15 protein-coding genes are annotated in these 18,765 nt (G+C 40.6%); 2 read left to right on the top strand and 13 right to left on the bottom strand.

All coding sequences use genetic code 11. The features are described from left to right. Positions 1-5 precede the first annotated feature (5 nt). Complete coding sequence (locus I2F76_RS07855; protein WP_037603287.1) at positions 6-2,282, top strand: zinc-ribbon domain-containing protein; 2,277 nt, start codon at positions 6-8, stop codon at positions 2,280-2,282. A 319-nt stretch (positions 2,283-2,601) separates the two neighbouring features. Continuing rightward, complete coding sequence (gene xerS, locus I2F76_RS07850; protein WP_195487603.1) at positions 2,602-3,672, top strand: tyrosine recombinase XerS; 1,071 nt, start codon at positions 2,602-2,604, stop codon at positions 3,670-3,672. Between the two features lie 84 nt (positions 3,673-3,756). Here the strand turns inward: xerS and I2F76_RS07845 are convergent, their stop codons facing one another. The 13 genes from I2F76_RS07845 to topA all read right to left on the bottom strand — a co-directional run bounded on the left by I2F76_RS07845 (position 3,757) and on the right by topA (position 18,742). Further along, positions 3,757-4,347 (bottom strand): hypothetical protein, encoded by a 591-nt coding sequence (locus tag I2F76_RS07845; protein WP_227223747.1) that lies wholly within the window; start codon positions 4,345-4,347, stop codon positions 3,757-3,759. Between the two features lie 159 nt (positions 4,348-4,506). Further along, positions 4,507-5,496, bottom strand: coding sequence for a lipoate--protein ligase (locus I2F76_RS07840; RefSeq protein WP_195487602.1), 990 nt, complete (start codon positions 5,494-5,496; stop codon positions 4,507-4,509). A gap of 58 nt (positions 5,497-5,554) precedes the next feature. Next, complete coding sequence (lpdA, locus tag I2F76_RS07835) at positions 5,555-7,261, bottom strand: dihydrolipoyl dehydrogenase (protein ID WP_195487601.1); 1,707 nt, start codon at positions 7,259-7,261, stop codon at positions 5,555-5,557. Positions 7,262-7,300: 39 nt separating this feature from the next. Further along, a complete protein-coding gene (locus I2F76_RS07830) occupies positions 7,301-8,344 on the bottom strand; it encodes a dihydrolipoamide acetyltransferase (RefSeq protein WP_003007379.1) in 1,044 nt (347 codons plus the stop codon). A gap of 270 nt (positions 8,345-8,614) precedes the next feature. After that, positions 8,615-9,607: an alpha-ketoacid dehydrogenase subunit beta gene (locus I2F76_RS07825; RefSeq protein WP_195487600.1), complete on the bottom strand. Its 993-nt coding sequence runs from the start codon at positions 9,605-9,607 to the stop codon at positions 8,615-8,617. 16 nt (positions 9,608-9,623) lie between these two features. Beyond that, positions 9,624-10,592: a thiamine pyrophosphate-dependent dehydrogenase E1 component subunit alpha gene (locus tag I2F76_RS07820; RefSeq protein WP_118095608.1), complete on the bottom strand. Its 969-nt coding sequence runs from the start codon at positions 10,590-10,592 to the stop codon at positions 9,624-9,626. 219 nt (positions 10,593-10,811) lie between these two features. After that, entirely contained in the window at positions 10,812-11,978 is a 1,167-nt protein-coding gene (locus I2F76_RS07815; protein ID WP_195487599.1) for an ATP-grasp domain-containing protein, read from the bottom strand. A gap of 21 nt (positions 11,979-11,999) precedes the next feature. Further along, the gene (locus I2F76_RS07810; protein ID WP_003001389.1) at positions 12,000-12,740 is read right to left on the bottom strand and encodes an esterase family protein; all 741 of its coding nucleotides are present in this window, start codon (positions 12,738-12,740) and stop codon (positions 12,000-12,002) included. A gap of 38 nt (positions 12,741-12,778) precedes the next feature. After that, positions 12,779-13,606, bottom strand: a complete 828-nt coding sequence (locus I2F76_RS07805) for an alpha/beta hydrolase (protein ID WP_003007390.1) — start codon at positions 13,604-13,606, stop codon at positions 12,779-12,781. A gap of 93 nt (positions 13,607-13,699) precedes the next feature. Then, the gene (trmFO, locus tag I2F76_RS07800) at positions 13,700-15,034 is read right to left on the bottom strand and encodes a methylenetetrahydrofolate--tRNA-(uracil(54)-C(5))-methyltransferase (FADH(2)-oxidizing) TrmFO (RefSeq protein ID WP_031573201.1); all 1,335 of its coding nucleotides are present in this window, start codon (positions 15,032-15,034) and stop codon (positions 13,700-13,702) included. Between the two features lie 154 nt (positions 15,035-15,188). Further along, complete coding sequence (locus I2F76_RS07795) at positions 15,189-15,893, bottom strand: DUF3307 domain-containing protein (protein ID WP_195190007.1); 705 nt, start codon at positions 15,891-15,893, stop codon at positions 15,189-15,191. After that, positions 15,877-16,554, bottom strand: coding sequence for a SatD family protein (locus tag I2F76_RS07790; protein WP_195487598.1), 678 nt, complete (start codon positions 16,552-16,554; stop codon positions 15,877-15,879). The genes I2F76_RS07795 and I2F76_RS07790 overlap by 17 nt, the downstream gene beginning before the upstream one ends. A gap of 106 nt (positions 16,555-16,660) precedes the next feature. Beyond that, the gene (gene topA / locus I2F76_RS07785) at positions 16,661-18,742 is read right to left on the bottom strand and encodes a type I DNA topoisomerase (RefSeq protein WP_031573190.1); all 2,082 of its coding nucleotides are present in this window, start codon (positions 18,740-18,742) and stop codon (positions 16,661-16,663) included. Positions 18,743-18,765: the final 23 nt, after the last annotated feature.

Genomic DNA, 18,765 nt, shown 5'->3' with positions numbered 1-18,765 from the left:
AGAAAATGTCAGACTTAATCACTGATTTTCCAGCTTTATTGAACTATTGGGACTTTGACAAGAATATCAAAATAGATGTAGAAAAAATAACAGTTACCAGCAAAAAACACATTAACTGGAAATGTCCTACCTGTTCTTATGAATGGAAGGCAAGTGTAACAAAATCTTATAAAAATATCCAAAATCATTCAAAAATCTGTCCTGTATGTGAGCTTGGAGAAGTGTTCATAAAAGGGGAAAACTCTATATCTGCAAGGATTCCTAACTTTCTAAGGTACATAAACTTTCATTATGAAAATATAGAAACCATTCAGGAAGAGATTGATAATTTATCTTTTTCTTCAAAGAGGTTATTTCACTTCAAATGTCCTACCTGTCATGTTGGTTGGAAAGATGTAGCAAACACTTCTAAATTAATCAATAAACATAATCAAGAGCTTGTTCATGTCGGATGTAATGAAAGTATACATTTTGTACCTTACACTAAAGCATACCCTAATCTTCGGAAAATTTATCTTCCAGGGGAGCAAAACGATGTAGAGTTTAATGATTTGAAGTTAAATGACAATATTACAATCCCTAGAAATTGGAAATGCGACAAATGTGACAATATCTTTAAGTTGTCTATTGATCGGCTAATTTCAAGAATCAAAAGAGATGGTTTCTATTGTAATAACTGTAAAGCAACATTTGATACCGTAATTAAAGTGAAAGCCACCCCCCTATTGCATACAGATAGAAATCTTTTTAAGCAATTTATTCCAACTCTTGTAAAAAGTAATATGATTGATAGTTTATCCGATATCTTAGTAAGATGGCAGTGTTTTAAATGTCATGGTCAATATGAATGTAGTGTTATCAAAAGGCATTTTGAAGGCTGCCCTTATTGTGATAATAAATTGATGTTAAAAGGGTATAATACTTTACAAGAAACTCATCCATATTTAGAGAAATTTTGGGATAAAAGTAATGATAAATCTATTTCTGAATACTGGCATAAGTCTTCTGAATGTATAAATTGGAAATGTCCTTGTTGCAATGTAAATTTTCATTGCAGTCCTAATGAAATGATTTCAAGAACCGACTTAGAGAATAGTAATTTTCAAACTTGTCCTAATCATTGTGATTGGGATACACTTGTTTTTAACAATGATATACTCTATAATTTCCCAAAATTACAGGAAGAATGGAGCGAAAAAAATGGATTGCCTGTTCATTTAGCATTGAGCCACATTGAAACAAAAAAATATTGGTGGAAGTGTTCTGTTTGTCAAGGTGAATACCTTTGTTCAATTCCAATAAGAAAAGAAGTAATAAATAGCTGTCCATATTGTAATGATGAACAAGTATTAAAAGGTTATAATACAATTGCAGATACTTATCCTGAGTTGTGTGACCTTTGGAGTAGCAAGAATTTAGAAAAACCTGATGAGGTGACGAAATCGGCAGAATCCGAGAATAAAATATTTAATTGGATTTGTGATTGTTGTGATTTAGAATTTAAGGAGAGATTAGGGATTGTTCTAGGTGTGTTTACAAACAATAATTCTAATAGTCTCAACTCTATATGTCCTTACTGTAATAAAAAACTTCCTAAACCAAATGAAACACTAAGCTATGTTAAACCGTACTTAAACAATGAATGGGTAAAAGAACTGAATGGTGATATTGATATCTTCTTTTATGATTCAAATGCTTTAACCAATTGGGTTTGTCGAAAATGTCACAGAAGTTTTAAAGCAAAAATTTCTGAACGCCATGAAAATGACCAATGTTGTCCATATTGTTCTTTTAAGAAGACTGCAAAAGGTTATAATGATCTTGAAACAACACATCCTTGGTTAATTAAAGAATGGTCTTCAGTAAATAAACAAGAAATGTCTTCAGTAAGATTTAATTCAACATATACCGTATGGTGGAAATGTCCTGTATGCACTGGAGAATATCAGCAAGTCATAAAAGAAAAATATTACAGAGAAAATTCGTGCCCATATTGTAGGAATCAAAAAGTTTTAAAAGGATTTAATGACTTAGCAACGACACAACAAAGTCTAATGCCTGAGTGGGATTATTTGAATAACCTCCTAATAGCAAGCCCAACTGAAATTACAGAGTTGAGCAATCTGCCTGTATGGTGGATATGTCAAGAAAATCTTAATCACCGTTACAAAATTCAAGTAAAAGAAAGAATGGCATATAAAAAACGAAAAAAAAGAGCATGTTCCATTTGCAAAGGCCACAGAAGAAAGCAAGAACACTTTGTACAGTTAAAAAAAATATAGATAAATAAAAACACTCTAAATTTCATTAAATTGATATTAGAGTGTTTTTTTATTTTCAAAATGTACATTTGAAAAAATTTTAGTTTTCACTTAAATAAAGTACATTTTCACCTGAATTGAGAGTAGTAAAAAATTCCAGTGTTCACTTAAATAAAGTACATAATCGAGTATAATTGGCTTAAAAAATTTTTTTGGTTATGCTAGTGATACAAAACAGTCCTATATAAACCCTATAACATCTTTCCGAAAAACTATAATTTTCTTGAAAAATATATCTAGCTATGCTATACTACTAGTATAGAAAGATTTGGAGAAAAACATGAAACGCGAGATCTTATTAGAACGGATTGATAAACTCAAACAAGTCATGCCTTGGTACGTCTTAGAATATTACCAATCAAAACTGGCAGTTCCGTATAGTTTTACGACCTTATACGAATACTTAAAGGAATACGATCGATTTTTCACCTGGGTCTTGGAATCTGGTATATCAGATGCTGACACCATGGCTAATATCCCTTTAGAGGTTCTGGAGCACATGACCAAGAAAGACATGGAATCCTTTATCCTTTACTTACGTGAACGTCCTCTGCTCAATGCCAATACGACGAAAAACGGGGTTTCTCAAACAACCATTAACCGTACCCTTTCGGCACTTTCTAGTCTGTATAAATATTTGACTGAGGAAGTTGAAAACGAGCAAGGGGAACCTTATTTCTACCGTAATGTCATGAAGAAGGTTGCTACCAAGAAAAAGAAAGAAACCTTGGCGGCCCGAGCTGAAAATATCAAACAAAAGCTCTTTTTAGGTGATGAGACAGAAGGTTTCCTGAACTATATCGACCAGGAGTACCCTCAAACACTCTCCAATCGTGCCTTATCCTCCTTTAATAAGAATAAAGAACGAGATTTAGCCATTATCGCACTCCTTCTTGCCTCTGGTGTCCGTCTCTCTGAAGCAGTCAACTTGGACCTTCGTGACCTCAATCTTAAGATGATGGTCATTGACGTCACTCGAAAAGGTGGAAAAAGAGACTCAGTCAATGTGGCTGCCTTTGCTAAACCCTATTTAGAGCAATATCTTGCTATTCGAGACAAACGTTATAAGACAGAAAAGACTGATACAGCTCTCTTTCTAACTATGTATAGAGGTGTTCCAAATCGTATCGATGCTTCTAGTGTTGAAAAAATGGTCGCCAAGTATTCAGAAGACTTTAAAGTCCGCGTAACTCCCCATAAACTGCGCCATACTCTTGCAACCCGTCTCTATGATGCAACCAAATCCCAAGTTTTGGTCAGCCACCAGCTAGGACATGCTAGCACACAAGTTACCGACTTGTATACGCATATCGTTAATGACGAACAGAAAAATGCCTTGGATAGTTTATAAAATACATAACATAAATTATGTAATATTTAGCGTTAATAAAAGAGCGTAGGATTTTTTATGAAATCTTACGCTCTTTTATTCTTTCTATAAAAATTCAATCCAATAATTACGGTGTGGCTCAATAATGACTGGTTTTCCCCAAAATGATTTTAGATAAGCCAGATTTGCTGGGGTGACCGGTCTTTTTTCACCATTATACTTTTCTGCACTTTCTTCCGTTAAAAAGCATTTAACTGCTTCATATGGTGTTCCGTCACTCGCTGTACGATCAATACCCATATAAGCAATTTCATCACCGGCCTTCGGAAAATCTGTAAATAGTTTACCAATAAAATAAACCGTCTTATCTTTCATTAATTCATAAGCTTTACTATTTTCCAATCTGTTATTCGCTGCAGCGTACATAATACAAAAGCTATCCACGATATCTTTCAAAGGCATTAATTCTTCTTTGCTAACGATTATTTCCTCAGGAGCAAGTCCACCAATGATTAAGTTTTCATAATGAGGTTGCTGGATGACGTTATCTAAAGCCATTCCTAATGGTAGTTGGACAGCTTGATAGCCTAATGGTTCTAGCACTTGCTTTTTCTGGTCAAGGTGTCCTTGTGTAATACTGACATTCAAATCATAAGGACTTAAAGATTGTTGCTTTCTAAAAAAAGCCACTACTATACGATCTAACTATTCAAATAGACCAAGATTTTCCACTGGAATTTTCATCATTGAATATGATCCCCTTTTTGTTCAGATTTCCTCTATATTGTACAATCATGGTTTTCGAATATCAAGTTTAAGATAAAAGATATCCATTTAACATGGATATCTTTTACTTTATTTCACCACTGCTTCAGCAATTTCTTCTGCAGTGATACCTGCAAAGTAACGACCTAGATTAATGGTTTGAAGGGCTTTGAGGACGTCTTCACGTTCGTATTTAACGCCACGAAGAACATCTTCTACTGCTGCAACATCTTCGATACCAAAGAAGTCACCGTAAATCTTGATATCTTGGATCTTTGATTCAATGACATTGGCAAAGATTTCAACCTTACCGCTAGGGAATTTAGTGCCACGACGGACATTGTATTCAGGAGACTTTCCATAGTTCCAATCCCAGGTACCAAACTTGGTTTCCTTGATCCGGTTGATTTCAGCCAATTCTTCATCCGAGAAGACATATTCCGTCATCTCAGGATATTCTTTCTTCATGTAGTCCAAAAGTAGGTCACGGAACTCTTCAACCGTGATTTTTTCTGGCAATTCATCGATGATATTGGTCACGCGAGCACGGACTGATTTAACCCCTTTGGACTCAAACTTGTCTTTAGATACCTTGAGAGCATTGGCAAGGACTGACAAATCAACGTCAAAGAGAAGGCAACCATGGTGCATGATCCGACCATTAATATAAGCTTGGGCATTTCCACAGAATTTCTTGCCATCAATCTCTAAGTCGTTACGACCCGTGAATTCAGCCTTCACTCCAAGCTGAGCCAAGGTGTTGATCACTGGAGTTGAAAAGCTCTTGAAGTCAAAGGCCTTGTTTTCATCTTCTTTTGAAATAATGGTGTAGTTAAGGTTGTTCAAATCATGGTAAACAGCTCCACCACCACTGATCCGACGGACCACTTCAATTCCATGCTCCCGAACGTAGTCACGGTTGATCTCTTCAATGGTATTTTGGTGACGACCTACAATGATAGATGGTTTGTTGATCCAAAGAAGGAAGATTTGATCCTCGTCCAAAAGGTGTTTAAAAGCATATTCCTCTAAAGCAATATTAAAAGCAGTGTCGTTTGAATGATTGATAATGTATTTCATAAGATACCTTCTAATACGATAGAGACTGGAAAATAATTCCAGTCTAGTCTATCTATTTTTATTTTTTCTTAGGTGAATGGATGGCCATTCCAAGTACATCCGCAAAAGCTTCGTACATCACTTCTGAGAAGGTTGGGTGCCCATGGATGGTCTTGAGCATTTCTTCTACAGTGATTTCCATCTCAATGATAGTAGAAGCTTCGTTGATCAATTCAGCTGCTGCTGGACCAATAATGTGAACCCCAAGAACTTCACCATATTTCTTGTCTGCAATTACTTTTACAAATCCTTGAGCCGCATCTGATGCAATGGCACGTCCGTTAGCCGCAAAGTTGAATTTACCGATTTGGACATCATATTTCTCACGAGCTTGTTCTTCTGTCAAACCAACAGCTGCAACTTCTGGAAGGGTGTAGATCGCTGCAGGAGTCAAGTTCAATTTTGCAACAGCATGATTTCCCTTAAGGGCATTTTCGGCCGCAACCTCACCCATACGGAAGGCAGCGTGGGCCAACATCTTAGTACCGTTGATGTCACCTGGCGCATAGATACCTGGAACAGACGTTTCCATGTATTCATTAACCTTGATCCGTCCACGATCTAATTCAAACTCGACTTCACCGATTCCTTCAAGATCTGGAACACGACCGATTGAGAGAAGGGCTTTATTCGCGATGATATCATCTTTGCCTTCAACCTTGATACGGAGTTTACCATCTTCTTCAATGATTTCTTGCAATTTCGTATCCGTCAAGATGGTCATACCTTTACGTTCAAGGATCAAGCGAAGGTTCTTAGATACTTCCGCATCCATAGCTGGAACGATGCGGTCCATCATTTCGATGACCGTAACTTTTGACCCGAAGGTCATGAAGGCTTGACCAAGTTCGATCCCGACAACCCCGCCACCGATGATCACGAGGCTTTCTGGTACTTCATTCATTTCAAGGATATCGTCACTAGTCATAACAAGTGATGATTCCATTCCCGGAACGTTAATCTTGCTTACTTTTGAACCACCAGCAAGGATGATTTTCTTCGTTTCAAGCAATTCAGAACCATTTACCAAGACATTCTTATCTTTAGTAATAGTACCGATACCTTTATGAACATCAACTCCATAGCTACGAAGAAGTCCTGCAACACCACCTACAAGGGTGTTAACAACTTTAGATTTAGTTTCTAAAAGTTTTTCCATATCTACTGAGAAACTTGGGTTTTCAATAATAATACCACGGTTGGCTGCATGTCCGATATTTTCGATAATTTCAGCGTTGTGGAGGTAAGTCTTAGTTGGGATACATCCGCGGTTCAAGCACGTTCCACCAAGTTCAGATTTCTCAACAAGAGCAACCTTACCACCTAATTGAGCTGCCTTTATAGCAGATACGTAACCAGCAGGACCACCACCGATCACTACGATATCATAAGCATCATCGCTCTTATTGTCATCGTTTGAAGCACTTGCTGCAACTGGTGCTGGGCTTGCTTCTGGTGCTACTGCTCCAGCTGTAGGGATATTTTCCCCTTCTTCACCAAGATAACCGATTACTTCTGTGACAGGAACTGTTTCGCCGTCTCCTTTCAGGATAGCGATCAAGTAACCGTCTTCTTCCGCTTCCAACTCCATGCTGACTTTGTCTGTCATGATTTCAAGGAGAACTTCTCCTTCTTTTACAAATTCGCCGACTTTTTTATTCCACTGAACGATTTGTCCTTCGGTCATATCTACGCCGGCTTTTGGCATAATTACTTCTAAGGCCATTTTATTTCCCTCTTTTTCTTGTTTCTATTCTCTCATTGATTAGACCAACATTGAAATCGGGTCTTCAATCAAGGCTTTCAAGTCTTTCATGAATTTGGCACCAGCCATTCCATCGACAACGCGGTGGTCAATGGTCAAGCCCAAGCTCATGATTGGACGAATGACAATTTCACCATTCACAACAACTGGTTTTTCAACCGTTGCACTAACTCCAAGGATGGCAGAGTTTGGTTGGTTGATAATCGGTCCAAATGATTGAACACCAAACATCCCTAAGTTACTGATGGTAAAGGTTGAGTTTTGCAATTCACTTGGAGCAAGCTTACCATCCAAGGTACGTCCGATAACGTCCTTGAAGGCTACCACCAACTCTGACAAGGTCATCTTTTCCGCATTGTAGACAACTGGAGTCATCAAGCCATTGTCCATCCCAACCGCCATCGCTAAGTTGACATAGTTATGAGTGATGATGGTTTTGCCATCTTCTGTCAATGACGCATTGATGTATGGGTGCTTCATCAAGGTCTTAACAACTGCTAGAGAAAGCAAATCTGTTACAGTCACCTTCTTACCAGTTGCTTCCATGATTGGATCCAAAACCTTCTTACGAAGGGCCAACATTTGAGACATATCAATGTCATAGTTCAAAGTAAAGGTTGGTGCTGTCAAGTAAGATTCCACCATCCGTTGAGCGATCACCTTCCGCATTGGTGTCATCGGAATCCGCTCGATCTCACCATAAGGTGTCATATTATCTGGAGCTTCCTCCACCTTCTCGATTTCAGCAGGTGACTTAATGGTCTCATTCTCAATATTTTCAGGAAGGAAAGCAAGGACGTCCTTCTTCATGATCTTACCACGATGACCAGTTCCTTGAATCTCTTGCCAAGCAATATTGTGTTCTAAAGCAATTCGTTTTGCAAGTGGTGAAATGCGAACCACATTTGTGTCTTTATAGGTTTCCACGTCTTCTTTGTGGACACGACCGTTTGCGCCTGAACCAGAAACATCATAGAGGTTGATCCCAAGATCATCCGCTAATTTTCTAGCCGCAGGAGTCGCTCTTAGCTTATCATCAGCCATGACCTCTCCTATTCTATACTAAGATATCAAGGACGTAGAGGACAAAGAAAAATAGGAGATTGACGCTGTGTTCGATGAACACAAGGAAATCTATCTTTTTTTCACAGTCCTCCGTCCGGATTCAGTTATAAGATACTAAGGGCGTCAAAAGTCAAAGTGAAAATAGGAAACTTGACGAAGAAACTTTAGTTTCTAGGAAAGTTTCTCTTTTTCACCCAGACTTTAGCCCGCGCTCTAATTTAAATGACATTACATAATTTATGTTATGTATTATTCTTTGTTATATGTTTTACGAATAGCATCTTTGATGCTTTCAACTGTTGGAATCATTGCATTTTCAAGGTTTTGTGCGTAAGGCATTGGCACATCTTCCCCCGCACAACGGCGGATTGGTGCATCCAAGTAATCAAATGCTTCTGATTCAGAAATAATAGCTGAAATTTCACCAATATAGCCACTTGTTTTGTGGGCATCATTGACAAGGACTACTTTTCCTGTTTTCTTGACAGAATTAATGATGATCTCTTTATCGAGTGGGACCAAGGTCCGTGGGTCTACTACTTCTACTGAGATGCCTTCTTCTGCCAATTCTTCAGCAACTTGCATCACGCGACGAAGCATTTTCCCGTAGGTTACAACAGTGACATCTGTACCTTCGCGTTTGATTTCTCCGACACCAAGCGGAATCGTGTAGTCCGGATCAACAGGCACTTCCCCTTTTTGGTTGAATTCTGATTTGTATTCAAGAATGATTACTGGGTTGTTATCACGGATCGATGACTTGAGAAGTCCCTTCATATCTGCTGGAGTTCCAGGAGCAACAACTTTCAAACCAGGAATATGAGTAAACCATGATTCCAAGGATTGGGAGTGTTGAGCTGCAGATCCAACTCCGTTACCAGCAGCACAGCGAATGGTCATTGGTACTTGACCTTTCCCACCAAACATGTAGCGAGTCTTAGCAGCTTGGTTGACAATAGCATCCATGGCAATAACAGAGAAATCCATGAAAGTCATATCAACGATTGGGCGAAGTCCGGTCATGGCTGCACCTGCTGCTGCACCTGAAATCGCAGCCTCAGAAATCGGACAGTCACGGACACGTTCTGGACCAAATTCCTCAAGCATTCCTACTGAAGTTCCGAAGTCTCCACCGAAAACTCCGACATCTTCCCCCATCAACAATACATTTTCGTCGCGACGCATTTCCTCAGACATAGCAAGGATAATGGTATCGCGGAAAGACATTAATTTAGTTTCCATAATTCTCTACTCCCCCTTAGTCTGCGTAAATATCTTCGAAAGCTGATTCAAGTGGAGGGAATGGGCTTTCTTCCGCAAATTTCACTGAAGCTTCCACTGCTTCTTTTACTTCTTCTTGGATCTGATCCAATTCTTCTGCGCTCGCAATCTCATTTTCAAGGAGATACTTGCGAAGGTTTTCGATTGGATCTTTCTTCTTCCACTCTTCTACTTCTTCACGAGTCCGGTATTTACCAGGGTCAGATGAAGAGTGACCAAGCCAACGATAGGTGACACTCTCGATCAAGACAGGTCCTTTACCAGAGCGGACGTGTTCAACAGCTTTTTGGAATCCTTCATAGACATCGATAACGTTATTTCCATCAGGAATAAACATTCCAGGAATGCCGTAAGCAGCACTACGTTCGTGGATATGCTGGATATTGGTCATTTTCTTGATGTCAGCAGAGATTCCATAACCGTTATTGATACAGTAGAAAATTACCGGAAGATTCCAAATAGAAGCCATATTCACCGCTTCGTGGAAGACACCTTCATTGGTTGCACCATCGCCAAAGAAGCAGACGACAATCTTACCAGTCTTTTTCATTTGTTGAGTAAGGGCAGCACCTACTGCAATTCCCATACCACCACCAACGATCCCGTTCGCACCAAGGTTACCAGCATCCAGGTCAGCGATATGCATGGAGCCACCCTTCCCTTTACAAGTACCCGTATACTTACCAAGGATTTCAGCCATCATGCCATTCAAATCGATTCCTTTAGCAATGGCTTGTCCGTGACCACGGTGGTTAGATGTCAGCAAATCATCATCGTTTAAAGCCAACATCGCCCCAACGTTAGCCGCTTCTTCCCCAACAGAAAAGTGCGTCATTCCTGGCACTTTTCCTTTTTTTACTAACTGTGCAATTTTTAAGTCCATGCGACGGATTTCTTCCATTTTACGGAACATATCCAATAAGAGACTTTTATCTAATGTTGCCATCATTTCGCCTTTCTTAGCATTTATTCATTCTCTTTCATTCTAGCCAAAAATGAAAGCACTGTCAAAAATAATGCTCAAATGATTTCACAAACTTTATTCCTTGGAAGATGGTTTTATAAGCTTTTTAAAATTCAAATACAATATTTCACAAACTTATCACTCATGACTTTGCTATACATATAAAAAAACCGATAGGATCCTATCCTACCGGTCATCATCTTATGATTGGCGTTGGCCAAAGTCATGAATCATTTGTTCCAATTCTTCACGACTAGGTGTAGTAAGCATATAGAGGTAATCTCCCTGAAGTTCCGCAAAGGCCGCTGGCATGTCTTTCTTGACACGGAATTGATCATGGTATTTAGCCAAAACTTCATCCTCTGAAAGGACATAGGCTGCATTGGCACGACGAGAAGTTGCCAAGCAATAAAGGGGCTCAAACTCAGAAGCTGGGAAAGGTTCTCCTGCTACGATGGCAGCATAGCCACGGTACAAATCAATCGAGTGAGCGTAGTTGTAGACATCGATGGTAAAGCCACCTGCAGGGCGATTATTGTACTCGATCGCAATATAGTCATCCCCATCGCGGAAGAACTCAATGTGGAAGAAACGTTCCTTCATGCCAAAGGCCTTGACAATGGCTTCCCCGTATTGACGCAATTTTGGATCTATCTCTTTAAGGACATAATAAGAGTTGTCCATCTTGTAGAGCATCAAATCGAGTGGCGTATAAGCATAGTCAAAAGTCGTTGAAAAGACAATGTTGCCATCGCGATCGACCAGACCATCAAAGGTACAAATCTCGCTAGAAGTGACGAATTTCTCAAAGAAGTACTCGGTGTGGCCATCCCACTCAGCCTTAAAATGATCCACATCTTCTGGCGTTTCGATCTTGAAGGTCGCTGCTGCTCCTACTCCATTGTCAGGCTTAGCAATCAAAGGCAACCCAATCTTCTTCACGGCCTTATCAATGTCTTTTTCTGTTTTAACTACAGCACCAGGTACGACTGGGACTCCTGCCTTCTTGAAGAGTTTCTTCATTTCGGATTTGAACTTGGTTTTCTTCAAATCTTTTGGCTTAGCCCCGAAGACATTGAATTGCTCCCGAAGCGCCGCATCCAATTCCAACCAGTACTCATTATGAGACTCAATGCGATCGATTGGGCCATGTTTATAAAAGAGAAAGGCTACCGCACGCTTCACTTCGTCCAGATTTTCCAAATTTTCAACACGGAAATATTCTGTTAAGCTGTTGCGCAAAGGCTCATCTAACTGTTCATATGGCTCTTGACCAATTCCCAAGACAGTGATCCCTTTATTAGCTAGTTCGATGGTAAATTGTTGGAAGTTTTGTGGGTAATATGGTGAAATAACGATATAATTCATTGAGGTCTCCTCCCTTTTTACTTATAGATACATTTGGCCTAGGAAATAAGGCATTTGTTTGCGCCACCATTCCCAATCGTGGGCTACATCATGTCCCCATTCAGCGAACCATGCAGGAATATTTTTGTGATCAAAGGCTTCTTTCAGTTTGTAGAAAGATGGAAGCCCGTCTTGTTCCCAAGCCCCTAAACCAGTACAAACAACAATTTCAGCCTGACGGTAACGATCGATAAACCAGCCATCATTTTGGTTCCAGATATAATCAGATGGAGAATTTTGGTAAATGGCTTCATCTCCACCAAAATCACCAACAAAGAAACGAGCGTCATAGACTCCACTCAAGGCAATCACTTTGTTAAAGACATCTGGATGTTGCAAGAAGAAATTAAGCGCGTGGTAGGCTCCCATTGAGCAACCAGTTGTCATCATCGGATCAAACCAGCCTGTTTTGTGCTTGATGAAAGGAATAGCTTCTTCAATCACATAGCGCTCGTAAGCACGGTGCATCTCTGCTCGATCATGAGGATTTTTCCAATCACAAAGCCAGCTTTCACTATCAACACTCGAAAGGGTGAAGAATTGAACCCGTCCTTCTTCGATAAACTGAGCACAAGCATCAATCATACCAAAGTCATAGTACTCGTTATGGCTTCCACCTGATGAAGCGAAGACCACAACAGGAATACCAGCATGTCCATAGCGGTTCAGATACATTTCACGGTTGAGTTGGCCACTCCAGTGGCTTAAATGTTCAATATTCATAAGTTTCCTCTTTCCTTTATTTCTTTATTTACAGTCTATTAATCCCAATTTTCAGCCAAAAAGCGAAGGCATTCAGGTAAATGTTCAGCCCAAGCTTCTTCATGGTGAATCGCACCGGATTGAATCCGAATGGCAATATTTTCTAAAGCAACTCCTTGTTGGATAACGTCGTGATAATAACGAAGGGATGAATCAATATAGGCTTGCTTGATATTTCCCGCCATCAGCGTTTTATCTGTATCATCCGCCTCTTCAGTCCCTACATAGATGTAGATCCGTTGATCTGCATATAATTTTTTGCGTTCGATATAATGATTGAAGGCATCTTGGTGTAGCCAGTTAGCAGATGAAAAGACCCCTAAACAACCAATTTGATCTTGGTACTCTAAGCCCAAGAATTGGGTAATATTCCCACCCAAGGAAGATCCAATCATGGCCGTATGTTCTCGATCAGCAAGAGTCCGGTATTCTTGGTCGATAAAAGGTTTCACCACCTCCATGACAAATTCGCCGTACTCAACTCCCTTGCCACCAAATTGCATGCCAGGAATATTGGATTCCTTGTACTTCCAGGCAGAGTATTCATTCATGCGTTGGAAACCATCATTATCGATCGCAACAACAATCATGCGACTAATATCGGGATTCCGCTTAATGGCTGGAATCACCTTCCAGGAATGACCCGCATAAGCTTCCTTGCTGTACAAAACGTTTTGCCCATCGTGGAAATAAACCACAGGGTAACGTCTATCTGTATCCGTTTCATAATTCTTAGGTAATAAGACTCGCACACGACGGAGTTTTCCGGTATAAGGCACTTTCAACTCGTGTGTCTTCATATCTAAATAAAAATAGGATTTGTTCATTGTCAGAAAACTCTCTATATTCTAAATTTTATTCATTATACCATTTTTAGAAGAAAAAGTCTGGATTTTCTCCAAACTTTTTCCTTTCTTTGGTTATTTTTCCATAAACTGAGCCAAATCTTGTAAAGAACGTTCGGCAATTTTCTCATAACGTTCCTTTTTATCCCGAATGCGTGGTCCTTCTAGCTCTTTGATAATCCCGAAGTTGACATTCATGGGTTGGAAATGCTTGCTATCTGCATGGGTGATATAGTGAGCCAGGCTTCCGATAGCTGTCGTTTCAGGGAAAATCGCTGCTTCTTCTCCTTTGAAAAGGCGAGCGGCATTGATTCCAGCTACCAAACCTGAGGCCGCTGACTCAACATAGCCTTCTACACCTGTCATTTGACCTGCAAAGAAGAGATTTGGTTGTTTCTTCGAGCGGTAGGTTTGTTCCAGCAGATTTGGAGAATCCATGTAGGAATTGCGGTGCATGACGCCGTATCTGACAAACTCCGCATGTTCCAAACCTGGAATCATTTGGAAGACCCGTTTTTGTTCGCCCCATTTAAGGTGAGTTTGGAAGCCGACGATATTGTAGAGGCTGGCAGCCGCATTGTCTTGGCGCAACTGAACGACTGCGTAGGGTGTCTTAAACTCCCCATCACGTGGCCCTTTGTAATCATCTGGATACTCGAGTCCAACTGGTTTCATAGGGCCATAGAGCATGGTTTTGATACCACGTTTGGCCATGACTTCAATGGGCATACAGCCTTCGAAATACTTTTCTTTTTCAAAAGAGTTGAGCGGGGCTTCTTCAGCATTGACCAAGGCCTCGTGGAAGTCCATAAACTCTTGCTTGGTCATTGGGCAGTTGAGATAAGCTGCTTCTCCCTTGTCATAGCGTGACTTGAGATAGACCTTGTTCATATCGACAGTATTGACATCGATGATTGGAGCTGCTGCATCATAAAAATAGAAACCATCGCCACCATTAAGGGCGTGAATCTTTTCTGCCAAGGCATCGCTGGTTAGAGGCCCCGTTGCGACCACTGTGATGGCATCTGTCGGCAATTCCGTAATTTCATCACGAATGACTTCGATGAGCGGATGTTGGGACACCTTCTCCGTCACCCGGCTAGCAAAACCTTCTCGGTCCACAGCAAGTGCTCCACCGGCTGGTACACGAGTCGCTTCCGCTGCTTCAAGGATGACAGAACCCAGACGACGCATTTCTTCTTTGAGGAGCCCGACAGCATTGGTGAGAGAATCCCCACGAAGAGAGTTGGAACACACTAACTCAGCAAAGTTGTCTGTTTTGTGTTGCGGAGTGGATTTGACTCCACGCATTTCATAAAGCTTGACCGGAATTCCCTGTTGGGCAATCTGGTAAGCTGCTTCCGAGCCTGCAAGGCCCGCACCGATCACATTGATATAAGATTGAGACATGACACTAATACCTCTTTGGGTATCAAACCACCTCACTGAACTGTTAGACACCCACAAATCTTTCTAATTTTCTACTTGGTCCATTATACCAAAAAGCCAAGTAAAAAGACAGGGAGGCTTTTCCTTCCTGTCTTAGACTTTACTATTTATTTTCTTATAGACACAACCAAGCTGCTAAGAGGGCAGATAGGATACTGAACAAGGACCCGATCAAGTAATACTCCGCAAAGGCTGGATCCTCCGAAATTTTATTGTAGCGAGCGATGGACTTGGCAGTAAAGACTAGGCCGATAGAAGCAAATTGCCCATAGATGAGACAGGCACCAATCACCAAACGCTCTAAAAAGCCAATCATGGAACCAGCCCCAGTGATCGTATCCATTTTCTTCTTGCTGGTGGGTTGATACTTGGCAAACAGAATTTTAAAGGCAATATTGCTTGGTTTCCCAACTAGGAGAACATAAAAAATTAGATTTAAAGTGTCCAGAGGCAGATAGGTCGAACCATTCTTCGCTCCTAAAAGGACTAGACAGCTAATGATGCTGACATGCAAGACTTGATCCAAGGCAAAGGTCCAGGCGGTTGGTAATTTCAAACCATTCTGCACGATCGGTTTTAAGAAATCTATTGCGGCATGGCTCAGTAAAATGACCAAGCAAATCCACCACAAATCTAGATGACAGAAGGAAACGACGATCAGAGGCAGAGCTACATATAGAATGTGAAGCCCTAGCACCTTCTTATCCTGATCCTTGCGATCCGCCATCTTTTGGCTTTGAAAATAATAATCTGATAGTAAATGACAAATCAACAAGAGAATCAAGTATGGATTCACTACGATACTAGACAATCCGCTCATTTTCCTCTCCTTTCACTATGCTTTGTATACTGGCCAGGGCACCTGCTCTCCCCCGTAAATAAACACGGACACTGCTACTCTTCAACCGTTTAGAGAGGGCACTTGGGTTGATAGCTAGTGATTGGGCCAAATCCTGCTGACTAAAGGACTCGCTATATACGGATCTCTTTAGAAGATTGAGCAAGATCTCTTCCTGACTATCCCGCCAACCTGAACGAATGGCTTCTCCAGAAGCGATGAGGGCGTTCACAAAAAAGTCTTGGTTTTCCTTCCCGCTTGAAAAATAAATCTGTGTATTGCCATAGTCATTTTTCTGATGAACAAAATTGATGGCTGCGCGTGCATTCCAATAAGCTGGACCATCTGCTCCAACACTTTGCAAGGGATCAATAGCTGTTACAATCTCCCCAAGGCCAATTCCAAAACGAAGCTGAGTAGGGGTTAGTTCTGAACGTAAGGTATCGATGATTTGAAAAACTGGAGCATCCACTTTTAAAAGCGCCTGAAACTCATCCCCCAAGGTCAAAGTAAAACGGGATGCCAGGTAATCTCCAAATAATTCGTTCATCTTTTGAAGCGTTTTTTCTACCTGTTTTTGCAGGTCAAGACGTTCTTGAACGGTTTTGGAATCAATGACATCTGCAATCAAAGCAAGATACATAAGCCCACCTCCTTATGTCTATTATAACGAAAAAAAGCAAAAATGTCTATTATAACAGACATTTAAGAAAATTGCCGTTATAATAGACATCGAATCATTTAAAAGATTATTTCACTTTTTCTTCTTCGTAGTCACCGTTGCTACAAACGACTTGTTTACCACCGCCACGGACTTTCTTCTCAACTAAGTAATGACCACATTTTGGACAGTCACGGCCGATTGGCTTGTCCCAAGAAGTAAATTCACAGTCTGGGTAGCGATTACAGCCATAGAAAATACGATTTCGTTTGGTTTTACGCTCGATGATTTGTCCCTGATGACAGTTTGGACATTCCACCCCGATTTCTTTGACAATGGCTTGAGTATGACGACAATCTGGGAAATTACTACAAGCATAGAACTTACCAAAACGTCCTAATTTAATCACCATCGGGCTGCCACAGACTTCACAATCAAAACCAGCTGGTTCGTCTTTGATTTGGATTTTTTCCATCTCTTCTTCAGCCTTGGCGACTTCTTTAGAGAATGGTTTGTAGAAGGCATCAATGACTTTTTGCCACTCTTCTTTTCCGAGTTCGACATCATCGAGTTTCCCTTCCATCTCCGCTGTGAAGGTCACATTGACAATATCTGGGAAAAACTCAACAATCAGTTTATTAACGATCTCCCCTAATTCCGTTGGTTCAAAGCGTTTAGCTACCAGCTTCACATAATAGCGTTTTTGAATGGTCTCAATCGTCGGAGCATAGGTTGAAGGTCGTCCAACACCGTTCTCTTCCAAGGTCTTAATCAAGGTTGCTTCAGAATATCGAGCAGGTGGTTGGGTAAAGTGTTGCTCCGGCTTGCTATTGACCTGCTTGACGATATCGCCTTCTACCATGTCCGGCAACATCTTGTTTTTGTCTGAATCATTATAAATCGCCAAATAACCGTCAAACTTTACCTGACTCCCATTCGCTGTATATTGAACCCCATTTTGACCTAAACGGACATTCATAGTATCAAAAACAGCTGCCGTCATCTGGCTAGCGACAAAACGATTCCAAATCAAGGTGTAGAGTTTCAATTGGTCTTTGTCCAAGTATTTAGCAATGCTCTCAGGAGTATTGAAGACGCTAGACGGACGAATCGCTTCGTGGGCATCTTGGGCACCAGAAGCATTCTTCACACGGCTTCCATGCTTAGAATATTTCTCACCGAAGCGATCCACGATAAAGTTAGCTGCCTCATTTTGCGCAACCGGACTGATCCGTGTGGAGTCGGTACGCATATAGGTAATCAAACCTTGAACACCAGAGCCGATATTGATTCCTTCGTACAATTGCTGAGCGACCATCATGGTCTTGCGTGTACGGAAGTTGATCTTATTGGCTGCATCCATCTGCATAGAAGAGGTGGTGTAAGGAAGTGGTGCATTCCGACGACGTTCTTTCTTTTCAACTTTTTCAACAGTAAAATCTTTGCCATCTAAGCGTTCAAGAACAGCTTTCACCTCTTCATTGGTGTTGAGCTTCATCTTCTTGCCATCAATCCCATAGAAGCTAGCTTGGAATTGCTTGGTCCCTTTTTTAAAGACACCATCAATGGTCCAGTATTCTTCCGGCTTGAAATCATTAATTTCGTTTTCACGATCAATGATTAATTTGAGGGCAACTGATTGCACGCGCCCTGCAGAAAGTCCTTTTTTGACCTTTTTCCAAAGAATAGGCGAAATTGAATACCCTACAATCCGGTCCAAGACACGACGGGCTTGTTGGGCATCGACCAAGTCCATATCGATTTGGCGCGGTTCTTTAAAGGCATTTTTTACTGCATCCTTGGTGATTTCGTTAAAGACCACGCGGTTCTTTTCTTTGGCATCCAAGTTCAAAATATGCGCTAAATGCCAAGAAATAGCTTCTCCTTCTCGGTCCGGGTCACTTGCGAGAAAGACTTGTTTGGCTTTTTTAGCTTCTTTTTTCAAATCATTGATCAAGGGACCTTTTCCGCGAATATTGATATACTCCGGTTCATAGTTATTGTCGAAGTCAATAGACATCGTAGATTTTTTCAGATCCCGAATATGGCCAACACTAGCCATGACTTTGTAGTTACGACCAAGGTATTTTTCGATTGTTTTCGCCTTAGCAGGAGACTCCACAATCACCAAATTTTTCTTGGTTGTACTGCTTTTCTTTTTTGTTACCACGTTTTATCCCTCTGTATTGTATA

This window comes from Streptococcus parasanguinis, assembly GCF_015557775.1.
Taxonomy (GTDB): domain Bacteria; phylum Bacillota; class Bacilli; order Lactobacillales; family Streptococcaceae; genus Streptococcus; species Streptococcus parasanguinis_AA.
Note: the sequence above shows the minus strand (reverse complement) of the source record. Positions and strands in the feature narration are given on the sequence as shown.

Excerpts from the sequence above, each read along its gene's own strand:
- I2F76_RS07810 (WP_003001389.1), bottom strand. The coding sequence starts at position 12,740 with ATGAATATTGAACATTTAAGCCACTGGAGTGGCCAACTCAACCGTGAA.
- I2F76_RS07840 (WP_195487602.1), bottom strand. The coding sequence starts at position 5,496 with ATGAAATACATTATCAATCATTCAAACGACACTGCTTTTAATATTGCT.
- trmFO (WP_031573201.1), bottom strand. The coding sequence starts at position 15,034 with ATGTCTCAATCTTATATCAATGTGATCGGTGCGGGCCTTGCAGGCTCG.
- I2F76_RS07855 (WP_037603287.1), top strand. The coding sequence starts at position 6 with ATGTCAGACTTAATCACTGATTTTCCAGCTTTATTGAACTATTGGGAC.
- I2F76_RS07825 (WP_195487600.1), bottom strand. The coding sequence starts at position 9,607 with ATGGAAACTAAATTAATGTCTTTCCGCGATACCATTATCCTTGCTATG.
- I2F76_RS07820 (WP_118095608.1), bottom strand. The coding sequence starts at position 10,592 with ATGGCAACATTAGATAAAAGTCTCTTATTGGATATGTTCCGTAAAATG.
- I2F76_RS07795 (WP_195190007.1), bottom strand. The coding sequence starts at position 15,893 with ATGAGCGGATTGTCTAGTATCGTAGTGAATCCATACTTGATTCTCTTG.
- xerS (WP_195487603.1), top strand. The coding sequence starts at position 2,602 with ATGAAACGCGAGATCTTATTAGAACGGATTGATAAACTCAAACAAGTC.
- I2F76_RS07805 (WP_003007390.1), bottom strand. The coding sequence starts at position 13,606 with ATGAACAAATCCTATTTTTATTTAGATATGAAGACACACGAGTTGAAA.
- I2F76_RS07815 (WP_195487599.1), bottom strand. The coding sequence starts at position 11,978 with ATGAATTATATCGTTATTTCACCATATTACCCACAAAACTTCCAACAA.
- lpdA (WP_195487601.1), bottom strand. The coding sequence starts at position 7,261 with ATGGCCTTAGAAGTAATTATGCCAAAAGCCGGCGTAGATATGACCGAA.
- I2F76_RS07790 (WP_195487598.1), bottom strand. The coding sequence starts at position 16,554 with ATGTATCTTGCTTTGATTGCAGATGTCATTGATTCCAAAACCGTTCAA.
- I2F76_RS07830 (WP_003007379.1), bottom strand. The coding sequence starts at position 8,344 with ATGGCTGATGATAAGCTAAGAGCGACTCCTGCGGCTAGAAAATTAGCG.